The sequence below is a fragment of the Frankia sp. AgKG'84/4 genome, assembly GCF_023242965.2.
Lineage (GTDB): Bacteria > Actinomycetota > Actinomycetes > Frankiales > Frankiaceae > Frankia.
Map to the genome: position 1 here is coordinate 1 of NZ_JALKFU020000084.1, position 13,964 is coordinate 13,964.

Here is a 13,964-nt window from a genome sequence, read left to right on the forward strand (position 1 = left end):
GAACTTCTGCACACCCTGAGCCTCCAGGGTCTCGATCACATCGTCCAGGTCGATGCCGACCTCCGCCAGCGCGGCGACCATCCTGGGCCAGACGTAGTCGGCCGGGTCGAAGCCGTCGTCGTGCACGGGCTGGGTGTCCATCCCGGCATGGTGCACGACGAGCAGGACCCCGCCGGGCGCGACCGCGTCGAGCAGCGCCCGCTCCGCCGCCGCGTCGGGGGTGCGCAGCAGCGCCGGGTAGAGGGCGCACACCAGGTCGAAGGAGCCGGCCGGGAACGCCGCCTCCACCAGACCCGCGTGCACCCAGGCGATGGTGACCCCGGCGTCGCGCGCGTGGCCGGCCGCCCGTTCCAGCGCGACTCCCGAGACCTCGAGCCCGGTCACGTCCCAGCCGCCGCGCGCCAGCCAGACGGCGTCCGCGCCCTCCCCGCAGCCGACGTCCAGCGCCCGCCCCGGCCTCAGCCCGGCGACCTCGGCGACCAGCGCGCCGTTGGGCTGGCCGCTCCACAACCGTTCCCGCTCGCCGTAGCGCCCATCCCACTTCTCCCGCACGGCCGGGTCGCCGATGTAGCCGTCGGCGACGGAGGGAACGTCGGAGGTGGGCGGTCCTGCCGCGATGTCGTTGGGCACCCCGTCATCGTCGCCCGTCGCCTGCCTGCAGCCCAACTCTGCTTGCCAAATTGGCAAGTCGGCCGCCGGATGCTATTGGTACCCGCAACGGTGACACGTTACTGAAATTTTGCCAATGCTCATTCTGACTCGCCGCGCCGCCGCCAGGGGATGTCGGAACGCGGTATTTCTGCCGCCCGGCCCTGGAGTTCTTCTGCGACATCGAGTGCTACGCGGGTTCTGGTATCTCTTGCCAAGTCCTGTACAAGTCGGACCGTCAGCTCGGGGCTCATTCTGTAGCCGACCCCCGCAGCCCCCCAACGCACCATGAGGCTCGACACATGTTCAAGGCTCTCATCGGTGGCGCCAGGAAATGCGTTCCCTAGAAAGAATTGCATTATTTCCCTAGCATCCCTTGATTTTGCCATGCGCCAGGGCCCCCTTTGATCCAGTAACTAGAGTCGAATATCGCAAATTGCACACCGATTGAGGAGGGCGCCGGGGCGAAGCATCATCTGTGCGCCGCTGACTGCGGATCGTGTGGTCTCGCGTCGATCCTTCTCGGTAAACTGTGTAGTGTTCATGAGGTCGGATACGGCGATCTCCCAGTGGTCCTGCGCGGTCCGCCAATCGTTCAGGTGCGCCCTGCGTACGAAAACATCGACGAAGTCGCGATCGCTGACGCTGCCGAGGTAGTAGCTACCCAGCCAGGGTATCGGTGATGGTGGCGCAATTCTCTGCTTGAGCGATCTCTTCTTGTAGCTGCCCGGTGATACATGTGTGTATCCCTCGATGCGGCTTGAGATGACGTGTCCGGCAAATCCACCGACCACAGCGGGAACGAGGAGCCAGCCAATAAGGGATACTAGCCACAGGGTCTTTCGGCCCGAGGGGTGGGAGGGAGCGTCTCCTCCGAGCAGGGCAAGGTAGGAAGGAAGGAGGCCGAAGAATTGGATCGAAAGAGCGAGGCAGATGATGACTAGCGCTGCGCAGGGTATGCCGACCTCGATTATCCACTGCATGAAGCCCGAAAAGGCTGCGCGGGATCGATAGTAACGCCTAAGCCGCGCTCTGGCGGCTTGCCGGGATGGAGCGGCGATGCCTGTCGGCGGCGAGGTGGGATTAGTCATGTGGCTTGGCCCCGAAGATCGGCTTGTCGGCAGAGTGCAGTCAATGCTCCTCGCCGTTCAATTCCCGGATCATATCCGCAGGGCCGCTTGGTTCGGAGGTGGGTCGTGCTGGATCGCGGCGGCGAGGCGCGGTTCGACAACACGGCGGACTCCGAGACGGACCGGCCACCCGGCCGGGTCGGGGCGAGCCTGGTTTTCGGCACGGGCTTGGCTACGCCGACGAGAGTGCCCGTCGTCCGGCCGCCCGAAAGATTGACCATGCCGGACGTCCCCCTACGCCGACCACGTCGCCTTCCCGGCCAGCCGGCTGCGGATCGAGACAAAGCGACTGCGGCCGATGGTAGTGCGGTCGCCTGTGGTCGCATGCAATCGGATCGCGACTGCCGGGTCAGTGGCCGAGCAGTGCTGGTGCCAGTTCGCGCCAGGTGCCTGTCGGCAGCTCGGTGGGGTCGGCGGTGAGGACCTGGACGCAGACGTGGTTCGCGCCGGCGTCGAGGTGCTCGCGGATCCGGTCGCGGATGGTGTCGAGGTCGCCGTGGGCGACGATCGCGTCGACGAGGCGCCGGCTGGGGGCGCCGGCGAGATCGGCGTCGCCGAAGCCGAGGCGGCGCAGGTTCGCCTGGTGGTGCGGCGCCATGGCGGTGTAAGCGCCGACGTGGGCGGTGGCGAGCGCGCGGGCGCGGGCGGCGTCGGTGTCGAGCACGACGGCCTGCTCGACGCCGAGGAACGCCACCGGCCCCATGATCTGGCGGGCCGCCCGGGTGTGGGCGACAGGCACGAGATAGGGGTGCGCGCCCCAGGTCCGCTCGGCGGCCAGCGCCAGCATCTTCGGGCCCAGCGCGGCGAGGACCCGGGGTGGGGCCGGTCGCGCGGGCGGGCTGTGCGCGGGGACCGCGTCCATGGCCTCGAGATAGGCCGTCATGGTCGAGACCGCTCTGCCTACGGCCGGCATCGGGTAGCCGTCCAGTTGGTGGATCGTGTCGTCCACCCGGTGGCCACCGAGGCCGAGCAGGTAGCGGCCGGGGTGGGCCTCGCCGAGGGCGCGGGTGGCGGTCGCCATGGCGACCGGGTCGCGGAACGTGATGTTGGCGATGCCGGCGGCGATCGTGAGGCGCCGGGTGGCCGACAGCAGCAGCCACGCCTGGCTCACCGTGTCGCGACCGAATGCCTCGCCGTGCCAGAGGGCGCCGTAGCCCAGCTCCTCGATCTCCGCCGCGGCCTCGCGGACCAGGCCGGCCGGGTGCGCGTCGAGGGCCATGGTCCAGAGACCGACCTGGCCGAGCTGTTCGCGCGGATCCTGTGTCACCGTGCTCCCCTTTATGCGGACACCCTGTCCGCTTGATGTCGGCTACCATACGGACACCCTGTCCGGTTGTCGAGGCGGGGGTCCGGTGAGAGACGGCGAGGAGTTCGATGGTCGAGCGGGATCCCCCGCGGCGGGGCCCACGCACGGATGCCCGTCGCAATCGCGAACGCCTGCTCGCCGTGGCGCACGAGGCGTTTGCCGAGGGCGGCCCCGAGACGTCCCTCGCGGAGATCGCGCGCCGCGCCGGCGTCGGGCAGGGCACCCTCTACCGGCACTTCCCGTCCCGGGCCGAGCTTCTGCGCGCGGTTCTCGCCGACCGGATCGAGAGGCTGTGCCTACGCGCTGCCCACCTGTCGGCCACCGAGCCGGCGGACGCCGCCCTGGCGGCCTGGCTGCGCCTGTTCCTCGACCACGCGCGCGTCAACCAGGGCCTCGCGGGCGCCTTCATGATCGAGGAGCTCGAGATGTCGGTGGCCGACTGCCACCAGACGATCACGGCGACCGCGGCGGGCCTGCTCGACCGTGCACGCCTCGCCGGAACGGTTCGTGCCGACCTGCGTCCGGAGGATCTCCTCGCGCTCGTCGTCGGCATCGCTCTGACCACCGCGCGCGACGACAGCGGCGAGCAGGCTGACCGGCTGCTCGCCCTGGCCCTTGATGCCGCCCGGCAGAAACCCGCGCCCCGCACGGGCTGAATGCCGCCGGCCACCGATCCGGTATCGGAGAATCCACGCGACGTCCGTGGGAGACCGGGAAAGAAGGTGGCGAGAATGGCGGTTCGGGTCCTTTCTGGCATTCCTTCCGTCTTTATCGGTCCGGCCCGATGGGTGGGCGCGAGATGAGTGTCGGGTCTGGACCGGCCGTGGGGCGGGCGGTCGCCGCGCACGGCCACGGGTGTGCCAGTAGGAGGGGGCTCTTTCGGGTGGTCGGTGTCGCCGTGGGCCGCCAGGTCATCGTCCTTCAGGTTCGCCACGACATACTGGCTCAGGAAGAAGAAGTGGTTATTTTCCGCTTCGGCGTCGGGTTGGGCCTGTGCGACGACCATGGGACCGAATGCGCTGATGGAACTCGGCGGCGGCGTTCGGCCGGCGTTTCGTCCCGAGGGGGAGACACGTGTCTACGGCAGTACTGAAGGTGACAAGCGAGGCCGGGCAGGTGAGCGTGGCCGCGGGCAAGCCGCGGTTCATCATCGGCCGGGCCCGCAACGCGGACCATGTGATCGCGGATGGCCGAGTCTCCCGGCAGCATCTGATGATCGAGGAGACCACGCAGGGCTGGGCCGTGCGGGACGTCAGCTCCAACGGCACCTGGCTCGGCGGCAGCCGGATGCTTAACACGGTCGAGGTGCGCGGCGAGACGCGGTTCCGGCTCGGCACGCCGACCGGTCCCGAGGTCGTGCTACTCGCCGAGCCGGCCTCGCTGGCCGCCCTGCCGGCCGCCCTGCCGGGCGGGGCCGCGGACCAGCAGACCATGCTGCCCCACCAGAGCGGCTACGCCCCGCCGCGCACACCGGGGCCGGCCATCCCGCCGCCGGCCCGCGGCGAGGATCACGTCGCCGGGGAGGATGACACCCCCGAGGACGATCAGGTGCAACCCGCCGGGCACCCCCGCCTGGACCGGGAGCACGAGCGCGGCACGGTCTACCCGCTGCGCGAGGGGACGATGACGATCGGGCGGGCCCGCGGCAACGACATTGTCATCGCCGACCTGCTCGCCTCCCGCCATCACGCCTCGCTGACGGTGCGCGGCGTGGAGGTCGAACTCGTCGACATGGAGTCGGCGAACGGCACCTTTCTCGACGGCCGCCGCGTGCAGACCGCGCAGGTGAGCCAGGGTGACATCATCGCCATCGGCCATCACGTGTTCCAGCTCGAGGGCGAGCTGCTCGTCGAGTACCTCGACTCCGGCGACGTGAGTTTCGAGGCCGAGCATCTCAATGTCCGTGTCGGTGACAAGCAGCTCCTGCACGACATGACGTTCCGGCTGCCCGGGCGGGCGCTGCTCGGCGTCGTCGGCCCGTCGGGCGCGGGGAAATCGACGCTGCTGGGCGCACTGACCGGCTTCCGCCCCGCCGACGAGGGCGCCGTGCGCTACGCCGGCCGTGACCTTTACACGGAATACGACGAGCTGCGCCGCCGGATCGGCTACGTGCCGCAGGACGACATCCTGCACACGTCGCTGACCGTGCGAAAGGCGTTGGAGTTCGGTGCGAAGCTGCGGTTCCCACCGGATGTGACCGCGGCGGAGCGGGCCCGGCGCATCGATGAGGTCCTCGCCGAGCTGAACCTCACCCCGCACGCCGGCAGCGTCGTCGCGAAGCTCTCCGGCGGCCAGCGCAAACGGGTCTCGGTGGCACTCGAGCTGCTCACCCGGCCCACCCTGCTCTACCTGGACGAGCCGACCTCCGGCCTCGATCCGGGCATGGACCTGCAGGTCATGCAGTCACTGCGCAAGCTCGCCGACGACGGGCGCACCGTCATCGTCGTCACCCACTCCGTGGCGCAGCTCGACCTGTGCGACTACGTCCTGGTGCTCGCTCCGGGCGGGCATGTCGCCTACTTCGGCCCGCCGGCGGACGCGCTGCCGTTCTTCGGCGAGCAGGGCTACCCCTGGGTGTTCCTGCGCCTGCAGGAGAACGCGGGCGCCGACTCGGCGGCGCGTTTCCGCCAGTCCCGGCACTACGTGCCCGCGTCGGTCACGGCACCCTCGGCGCGGCCGGCGCCGGTGGAGCTGCCGAGCATCCGCCAGCAGTCGGTGCCCTCCCAGCTGGTGACGCTGACCAGACGCACCCTGGCGGTCATCGCGTCGGACCGGGGCTACCTACGGCTCGCGATCGCGTTCCCGTTCGTGCTGGGCGCGATCCCACGGGCGATCAACGGGAACTTCCTCGACAGCCCGGACAGGTTCACGCCGAACTCGGACGCCCCCACCATCTTCCTGATCATGGTGCTGTGCGCCTGCTTCATGGGCATGTCGAACTCGGTCCGGGAGATCGTCAAGGAACGGGCGATCTACCAGCGAGAACGCGCGATCGGCCTGTCGAGGGCCGCCTACGTCGGCTCGAAGGTCCTGGTTCTGTTCATCATCACGGTGCTGCAGGTGGTGCCGTTCACGATCATCGGCCTGGCCGGTCGGCAGCCCCCGGACCACCTGGCGCTGGGCAACACGATCCTGGAGTGCATGATCGCGGTGTTCCTGGTGACGTTCGCCTCCGGCATGATCGGACTCGTCATCTCGGCGTCCGTGGACAACGCCGACAAGACGATGCCACTGCTGGTCATCGTCACGATGGTCCAGCTGGTGTTCTCCGCCGGGATCGTGCCCATCGGCGGCCAGGTGGGGCTGGAGCAGGCCGCGGTCCTCTCCCCGGCCCGATGGGGATTCGCGGCGATGGCGGCCGACGCCGACTTCAACACCATCACCCGGGCCGGCGTCCCGCGACCGAAGACCATCAATGGTGTGCCCATCGCCGGGCAGACCGTTCCGATCAATCCGCGCGCACCTGAACCGGACCCGCTGTTCACCCATTCGAACAGGTACTACGCGATGGACATCGGTGTCGGGCTGGTGGTCACCGTGGCCTATGTCTGCATCATCTCACTGTTGCTGCGCCGACTCGACCCGAAGAAGACCCGGAAACGAAGTCCGGCCCGGCAGTAACCTGATTGAGCTCCTCAGCGGGGGTGCCCGGCGGCCGCCGGGCACCCCCTTTTCCTGTTCGTACCGACGTGTTTGTCGGGGAGCGGTACTACCGGGCGCCGAGCGGCTGGCCGCCCTGGACCGGGCCGACACCCGCGAGGTCACGCAGGCGGTTCTCGACGTAACGCTCGCTGTGGTTCGTCCGGTCGGCGATCCGCGCGATGAGGTCGTCGACCCCGGCGGCGGAATCCAGGTCAGAGGTGCTGACCTGACCGAACTGGTCCAGAATCTGGTAGCGCAGTCGCTGCCAGTTCTGGCGGAGCTGCTGCTCGATCTGTCGACGCTGCTGCTCCTGCTGCTGCTGGCTCATGTATCGATCCCTTTCCTGCTGGCATTCCGGCGGTTTGGAGGTGCGGAGGAAACGCTATCCCAGGAGTCCCCGCAAGGCCGTGCCGGTCGGCGGATGAACAGGTATTGTCCCGGCCCGCCGCATTGCTTCGGAGAACCCCGCTGGAATACCTACGCGCCGATTCCCGCCATCATCGGACGGAGAAGTTCGACCGATGGAAGATGTCTGGAAAGACCAGTAGGTGCCGATGCCACGGCGTCAGTACCACCTTGACGGAGCCGGATCAGTGTGAGCGCGGGGGTGTTCCGGCGAACTGGTACGCGTCGAGGAGCTCGAGGGTGGGTGCGGGTCGGCCGAGGAGGTAGCCCTGGCCCATCAGGATTCCTGCCTGGACGACGGCCCGCAGTTGGGAGGAGGTTTCTACACCTTCGGCGATGACGTATTCGCCGAGGTCCCGGGCAATGCTGACGATGCCGGTGGTGACGGCGCGGCGGACGGGGTCGTCATCGATGCCCTGGATGATCGACGCGTCGATTTTGATGACGTCGGGGCGGATCCGGATCACGTGTTCGAGGCTGCTGTAACCGGTCCCCAGATCGTCGATGGCCAGGTACACACCGCTCGCGCGCAGAGCGTCGAGATGGTCGTCGAGTGTGCTGTCTCCCAGCTGTTCGTTCTCGGTGATCTCGAGGACGAGGTTGCCGGCGGGCCGCACGGCGGTGAGGAGTTCGACGAGCTCGGCGGTGATGGTCGTCGGCGACGCGTTGACGCCGAGCAGGACGCCGGGGGGCAGGTCCGTCAGCGCCCCAAGCGCCCGCCGGATCGCTGCCAGTTCCAGGTCGGCGCCGAGACCCACGTTGTGGGCGGCGGCGAACCACCACTGCGGACCGTGGCAGCTGCCGGGGAACCGGGAGAGTGCCTCGACGCCGACGGCCGTACCGCCGGAAAGGTCCCGGATGGGTTGGTACACGATCCGCGGGCCGCCGCTGTCGATCAGGTCGAGGATCGACTGGAAGAGCTGGGCCCGCGTGCCCCACATCCGGTGGAGATCGAGTACCGAGGTGCGCAGCGACGCCGCCAGCAGGCGCAGGAACGGTAGGTCGGCCGGCGACGGTGCGGGCTGGGGTCGCGATCCCAGGCAGCCGACCAGGCCATACAGGTTTCCGTCGTCGTCGAGAACCGGCGTCGCCGCATAGGACCGGATACCCAGCTCGTAGGACCCGGCCGTCTGGGTGACACGTGGATCAGCGCGGACGTCGGGGATCACCTCGGGGGCCGTGCCGCGCAGGATCTGCGAGAACAGTCCTGTTTCGGCGCGAACGGTGGCGCCGGGGGACAGGCCGAACGTCTGGGCGTCGCCGTCAAGGACCTGCATCACGAGCAGATCCCCGGTCAGCCGGCCCAGCCAGGCCACCTCCATCCGCAAGGTGCGCCGCAGGATGCCCAGCAGGTCGACCACCGCGGGGTCCGGATCGCCCACGTCCATCCGCGGGCCGAGCAACGTGCTGTCCACCACGACACGTTCACCCCCGACCACAGGCTGCCCACGACCTCCCGGCGCTGAACGCCCGCCGGGCGGCGGGGGAGCCCGATGCTCGCCGGGGACCGGGACACGGCGGTGCATCACCGGCATACCGGCGCCAGGCGGAGACGGAGGCGGAGGCTCAGGCGGAGGCGGCCTCTGTCCGGCGGCGGTCGGCGCGCTGCAGGCCCGGGGCGAAGGTCGTGGTGTTGAACCAGGTTGGGAACGCGCGGGCGAGCGGGGCCGGGCCGTGGACCTCGACGTCGCCGGTGTCGCTCAGCGCGCGGAACGGCACGCGGCCGAGCAGCCACCGGTGCATCTGGCGGGCGTTCGCAGTGACCCTCAGGTGGGTGTCCTGGCGAGGGTCGTCCCGGCAGACCGTCATCACGGGCGCCTCGACGTCGAGCCAGGCCTCCGCGGCGCCCGGCCCGGTGAGGATCATGTGCACCAGGGTCCGCTCGAACGGCAGGCGGTCCGCGACCGCGATCTGGTGCAGCCGCCACACCAGCGAGAGCCCGTCACAGTCCTCGTCATCGGGGTCGTCGAAGACCCATTCCGCGGCCCACTGCCCGAGGGACCAGATGATCGGCGTGATCGCCTGGCCGGACTCGGTCAGGGTGTACCGGCCGGGCCGGCCCGCCTCGGCCGGTGCCCGGCTGATCAGGCCGTGGCGCTCCAACGCCCGCAGCCGCTGCGCGAGCAGGGTGCGGCTCATGCGGGGCAGGCCGCGGTGGATGTCGTTGAACCCTTCGGCGCCGACCGAGAGCTCGCGGATCACCAGCGGTGTCCAGCGGTCACCGAGGATCTCGACACCCAGCGCGATGGGGCAGTAGTCCGAATGGATCGGCATCTCCACATCGGACCACGCACCGGCGTCCGCTGGGTAGTACAGATCTGGTACCGGCCCTGACGGCCGTCTGACAGGCGAGGTACAGAAACGCTACTGGTTGGCGAGGTGGTGATCGACGGACTCTCGTTCCAGGCCCCGACGGGGGGCCGCCCCACCGAAGGAGAACAGATCATGACCCCCAGCACGACGACGACGTCCGGACCGGATCTGGCCGCCGTCAAGAACAAGCAGCAGAAGACCTGGTCCAGCGGCGACTACTCGGTGATCGCCACTCGGATCGTGCTGCAGAGCGAACTGTTGGCCGAGGCGGTCGACCTGCGCCCCGGCCAGCGGGTGCTGGACGTGGCCTGCGGCTCCGGCAACGCGGCGATCGCCGCGGCCCGGTCCGGCACGCACGTCGTGGGCATCGACTATGTGCCCGAGCTGCTCGCCCGGGCCCGGGAAAGGGCGGCGATCGAGGGGCTGGACGTCGAGTTCCAGGCCGGCGACGCGGAGAACCTGCCGGTCCCGGACGGGTCCTTCGACGCGGTCCTGTCGGTCTTCGGCACGATGTTCGCGCCCGACCACGTCCGCACCGCCACCGAGATGATCCGGGCCGCCCGCCCCGGCGGCGTGCTCGGCCTGGTCTCCTGGACCCCGGACGGCTTCATCGGCGAGATGTTCCGGACGATCTCCGGCCATGTGCCGCCCCCGCAGGGCGTGCGGTCGGGGCTGCTGTGGGGCACCGAGGCGCACCTGGACGAGCTGTTCGGGGCCGCCGCCGCGGAGATCCGCTCGGTGCGGCGGACCGCGGTGTTCCGCTTCGCCACCCCAGGGGAGTTCACCGCGACGTTCCGCCGCTGGTACGGGCCGACCCTGACGGCGTTCGAGGCGCTCGATGATGCCGGTCAGACGGCGCTGGCCGCCGACCTCGACGACCTCGCTCGCCGCTGGAACCGCAATCTCGACGGCAACGGCGTCGCGCTGCCCTCCACCTACCTGGAGTCCGTCATCACGCTGCGCGACAGAAACGCCTGAGGCAGGCACGTCCCGTTGACCTCACGCCGACATGAACTGACATGCTCCGCTCTCAACCCTGACAGGTAGCGAACGGAGACGATCATGGATGCGGCGCGCCAGGCCGGCAACGATCAGTTCGACCGGTGGAACGGCTCCGCCGGCCGGGCCTGGGTCGACGCGCGGGACGTGGTGGACGGGATGTTCCAGCGCGTCGAGGACCTTCTCGTCGGCTCCGTCGGCGTGGCGGACGGCGCCCAGGTGCTCGACGTGGGCTGCGGCACGGGCGCGACGACGCTGGCCGTCGCGCGCCGGCTCGGCCCGGCGGGCGGCGCCACGGGTATCGACCTCTCCGAGCCGATGGTCGCCGCCGCCCGCGAACGTGCCGAGCGGGAACACGCGGAGGTCACTTTCCTGTGCGCCGACGTCCAGGAGCACGCCTTCGAACCGGCCACCTTCGACGCGATCATCTCGCGTTTCGGTGTCATGTTCTTCGGTGAGCCCGTGCGGGCTTTCACGGCGTTGCGGCGCGCCGCGCGGGACGCCGCCGAACTCCGTTTCGTCGCGTGGCGCCGTCCTGAGGACAATCCGTTCATGACGACGGCAGAGCAGGCGGCGGCACCATTCCTGCCGCCCCTGCCCGTCCGCGAGCCGGACGCGCCGGGACAGTTCGCCTTCGCGGACCCGCGACGGGTCAGCCGAATTCTCGATGAAAGCGGCTGGCACGAGGTCGAGATCCGGCCGGTCGACCTGGAGTGTGTCTTTCCGGAATCGGCCCTGCTGGAGTACGTCACCAGGTTCGGGCCCGTCGGCATGGTCCTGAACGACCTGGGCGAGCGGGAGCGGGCGCCGATCATCGCGGCCGTCCGCGCCGCGTTCGAACGGTACGCGCACGGCGCCGAGGTCCGCTACACGGCCGCCTGCTGGCTGGTACAGGCACGAGCATCCGCCCCGACCGGCGCGCGGCGCGTCTGACACCGCTGCCCGGGAGCCGATCCGCGCGGCGTTCCTCGCGTCGCCGTGGCCCGCGGCCGCCATCCAGCGCTGGTCGGCGCGTCCCGTCGAGGAGGGCCGGCGGAATCCGGCATGGGAACGTAATCTCTGGCTTACCTGTTGTGAATACCCGCTGGTGACCATCGACGGATGCCAGGTCTCGAGTTCCGGTTGCTCGGCCGTGTCGAGGTGTATCGGGATGGCGAGCCGGTGGACGTCGGCGGGCCGAAACATCGTGCCGTGCTCGCCTCGTTGCTGTTGCGGGTCCGCCGGGTCGTGTCGGTCGAGCAGCTCATCGACGACCTGTGGCCGCAGCAGCCCCCGGCACGGGCGGCAGCCACGGTGCAGGTGTTCGTCTCCCAGCTGCGTCGGGCGCTCGAACCGGGGCGTTGCCGCGGTGAGGCGGCGACCGTGCTGGTCACGGCATCCCCGGGCTACCTGCTCGACGTTGATCCGGACACCGTGGACGCGCACGCGTTCGCCGACCTGGTCGTGCGCGGCCGGGCGGCGCTCGAGGCCGGGCAACCTGGGCGGGCGGCCCGGGAGCTGCGCCGGGCCGAGGAGATGCCGCTCGGGCCGGCCCTGGCTGACGTACCGCTCACCCCGTTCATCGCCGCGGCGGCAGCCCGGCTGACGGAGCTGCACCTCGGAGCGACCGAGGACCGGATCGATGCGGAACTCGCCCTCGGCCGACACGTCGCGCTCGTCGCGGAGCTGGCGCAGCGGGTGCGGCGCCATCCGCTGCGGGAACGTCTGCGGGCGCAGCTGATGCTCGGGCTGTACCGGTGCGGACGGCAGGTGGACGCCCTCGCGACCTACCGCGAGACCCGCCGGGTGCTGCGCGACGAGCTCGGACTCGAGCCAGGTGTGCGGCTGCGCGAACTGGAACAGGCGGTCCTGCGCCAGGATCCCGTCCTCGCCTGGCAGCCGGCGCCCACACCGGTCCTGGCCCCGTCCGCGGTGATGTCCTCGTCCGCGGTGAAGTCCTCGTCCGCGGTGATGTCCTCGTCCGGGCCGCCGAGGACGCTCGCCGGCCGGGCCGAGGCCGCGACGAGAGGCTACGAGCAGCCGGCCGCGGATCGACCGGGCCGCGTCCTCGTCGTCGATGACACCGCGATCAACCGCACGCTGCTGGCGGCCGCGGTGACCCAGCTCGGCCACGAGGTGGAGACGGCGGAGAACGGCCACCGGGCACTGGAGGTCCTGCGGGCCGCCGATCACGGTGCGCGCCGGTTCGACCTCGTCCTGCTCGACCTGCTCATGCCGGTGCTCGACGGCTATGCGACTCTCGCCGAGATCAAGGACGACCCGGCCCTGGCCGCCGTCGGGGTGATCATGGTGTCGGCGGTGCCGGAGCTGGAGAGCGTGGTGCGCTGCATCGAGCTGGGCGCCATCGACTACCTGCCCAAGCCGTACAGCTCGACGATGCTCCGGGCCCGCCTGCGCGCGTCCCTGCAGGCAAGCCGGTCGGCCGCCGACCGGGAGACGGCCCTGCGCACGGAGATCGCCGCGCTGCGCGCGGAGGTCTCCCGGGCTCGCGTCGGCGCCGGGCCCGAGCACCCGTGAACCGCGGACCGATGTCGCTGCGCGGCCTGGTCCGCTGCGGCATCGGCATCGGGCTGGTGCTGCTGGCCGTCCTGCTGCTCGTCAGCCTGAAGGCGGAGAGCAGCACGCGGCGGGCGGCCGCGGCGGAGGCCCGGCGGTCGCAGTCGCTGCGCCTGGCCTACGAGCTGCGGCAGACCTCCGACGACCTGACCCGGATGGCGCGGACCTACGTCGTCACCGGGCAGCCGCGGTACCGCACCTGGTTCCAGGAGATCCTGGCGATCCGGGACGGCACCGCGCCGAGACCGCAGAACTACGACAACATCTACTGGGACGTCGTGACCGACACCGGCCGGCGGCCCACACCGTCCGGTCCGCCGGTCGCCTTCGCCACCCTGGCCGCGCGGGCCGGGTTCACCGGCCCGGAACTCGACCTGCTCGCCACCGCCAAGGCACGCTCGGATGCCCTCGCCACCGTCGAGAAACAGGCGTTCGCCCTGGCAGCGGCGGGCGGCACGGCCAACCGCCAGCGGGCGACGGACAAGCTCTTCGACGGGTCCTACCTGCGGGCCAAGGACGCCATCATGGCGCCGATCGGACGGGTGCTGACCCTCGTCGATGCCCGCACCGCCCGGGAGACCGCGCGGGCGACCGATCACGCCCGCGCCTGGTCCGCGGCCGCGATCTCGGCGGCGCTGCTGCTCCTCGCGGGGATGGCGGTGTTCGCCGCCGTCACGCGGCGGGCGGTGCTGCGCCCGGTCGCGGAACTCGACGCCGCGACCGCTCGGATCGCTGCCGGTGAGGCCGACGTCCGCGCCCGGGTCACCGGCGTCGGCGAGCTGCGCTCGCTGGCGGGGCGCTACAACGAGATGGCCGAACGCGTCCAGGGCCGCTCCGCGGAGCTGCGCCTGCTGCACCAGGTGACCGTCGCGGCGCACCGGGCCGTCGACCTCGCCGCGGCCGCGGCCGACGTCGTCGACCTGGTCCGCGCACACACCGGCTGGCCGGTCGGGCGGATCCACCAC

General features: G+C 70.5%; 12 protein-coding genes. 6 read left to right on the forward strand and 6 right to left on the reverse strand.

What is annotated here, in order from left to right:
* The 3 genes from MXD58_RS08325 to MXD58_RS08335 form a co-directional block, all read right to left on the reverse strand.
* Window positions 1-630 (reverse strand): class I SAM-dependent methyltransferase (locus tag MXD58_RS08325; protein WP_250609164.1); only part of this gene is annotated, 630 nt, incomplete at its 3' end.
* A gap of 434 nt (window positions 631-1,064) precedes the next feature.
* Window positions 1,065-1,631: a DUF6313 family protein gene (locus tag MXD58_RS08330; RefSeq protein ID WP_248838556.1), complete on the reverse strand. Its 567-nt coding sequence runs from the start codon at window positions 1,629-1,631 to the stop codon at window positions 1,065-1,067.
* A 496-nt stretch (window positions 1,632-2,127) separates the two neighbouring features.
* Complete coding sequence (locus tag MXD58_RS08335; RefSeq protein WP_308301927.1) at window positions 2,128-3,045, reverse strand: TIGR03620 family F420-dependent LLM class oxidoreductase; 918 nt, start codon at window positions 3,043-3,045, stop codon at window positions 2,128-2,130.
* Between the two features lie 107 nt (window positions 3,046-3,152).
* Here MXD58_RS08335 and MXD58_RS08340 point away from each other — a divergent pair, with 107 nt between their 5' ends.
* Window positions 3,153-3,740 carry a TetR/AcrR family transcriptional regulator gene (locus tag MXD58_RS08340; RefSeq protein WP_248838555.1) on the forward strand — a complete coding sequence of 196 codons (588 nt, stop codon included), beginning with the start codon at window positions 3,153-3,155 and terminating at the stop codon, window positions 3,738-3,740.
* A gap of 418 nt (window positions 3,741-4,158) precedes the next feature.
* A complete protein-coding gene (locus MXD58_RS08345; RefSeq protein WP_248838554.1) occupies window positions 4,159-6,705 on the forward strand; it encodes an FHA domain-containing protein in 2,547 nt (848 codons plus the stop codon).
* Window positions 6,706-6,793: 88 nt separating this feature from the next.
* On the opposite strand, the gene MXD58_RS08350 is transcribed toward MXD58_RS08345, so the two are convergent.
* The 3 genes from MXD58_RS08350 to MXD58_RS08360 form a co-directional block, all read right to left on the reverse strand.
* Window positions 6,794-7,054, reverse strand: a complete 261-nt coding sequence (locus MXD58_RS08350) for a hypothetical protein (protein ID WP_248838553.1) — start codon at window positions 7,052-7,054, stop codon at window positions 6,794-6,796.
* Between the two features lie 262 nt (window positions 7,055-7,316).
* Window positions 7,317-8,546: a sensor domain-containing phosphodiesterase gene (locus MXD58_RS08355; protein WP_248838552.1), complete on the reverse strand. Its 1,230-nt coding sequence runs from the start codon at window positions 8,544-8,546 to the stop codon at window positions 7,317-7,319.
* A 151-nt stretch (window positions 8,547-8,697) separates the two neighbouring features.
* Window positions 8,698-9,405 (reverse strand): winged helix-turn-helix transcriptional regulator, encoded by a 708-nt coding sequence (locus MXD58_RS08360; protein WP_248838551.1) that lies wholly within the window; start codon window positions 9,403-9,405, stop codon window positions 8,698-8,700.
* A gap of 171 nt (window positions 9,406-9,576) precedes the next feature.
* Between MXD58_RS08360 and MXD58_RS08365 the strand changes: the two genes are divergently transcribed.
* The 4 genes from MXD58_RS08365 to MXD58_RS30645 form a co-directional block, all read left to right on the forward strand.
* On the forward strand, window positions 9,577-10,422 hold the full coding sequence (locus tag MXD58_RS08365; RefSeq protein WP_248838550.1) for a class I SAM-dependent methyltransferase: 846 nt from the start codon (window positions 9,577-9,579) through the stop codon (window positions 10,420-10,422).
* A gap of 84 nt (window positions 10,423-10,506) precedes the next feature.
* A complete protein-coding gene (locus MXD58_RS08370) occupies window positions 10,507-11,376 on the forward strand; it encodes a class I SAM-dependent methyltransferase (RefSeq protein WP_248838549.1) in 870 nt (289 codons plus the stop codon).
* 168 nt (window positions 11,377-11,544) lie between these two features.
* The gene (locus tag MXD58_RS08375) at window positions 11,545-12,960 is read left to right on the forward strand and encodes a BTAD domain-containing putative transcriptional regulator (protein ID WP_248838548.1); all 1,416 of its coding nucleotides are present in this window, start codon (window positions 11,545-11,547) and stop codon (window positions 12,958-12,960) included.
* A partial coding sequence (locus tag MXD58_RS30645) for a HAMP domain-containing protein (RefSeq protein WP_250609165.1) occupies window positions 12,957-13,964 on the forward strand: 1,008 nt, incomplete at its 3' end. The genes MXD58_RS08375 and MXD58_RS30645, both read left to right, overlap by 4 nt.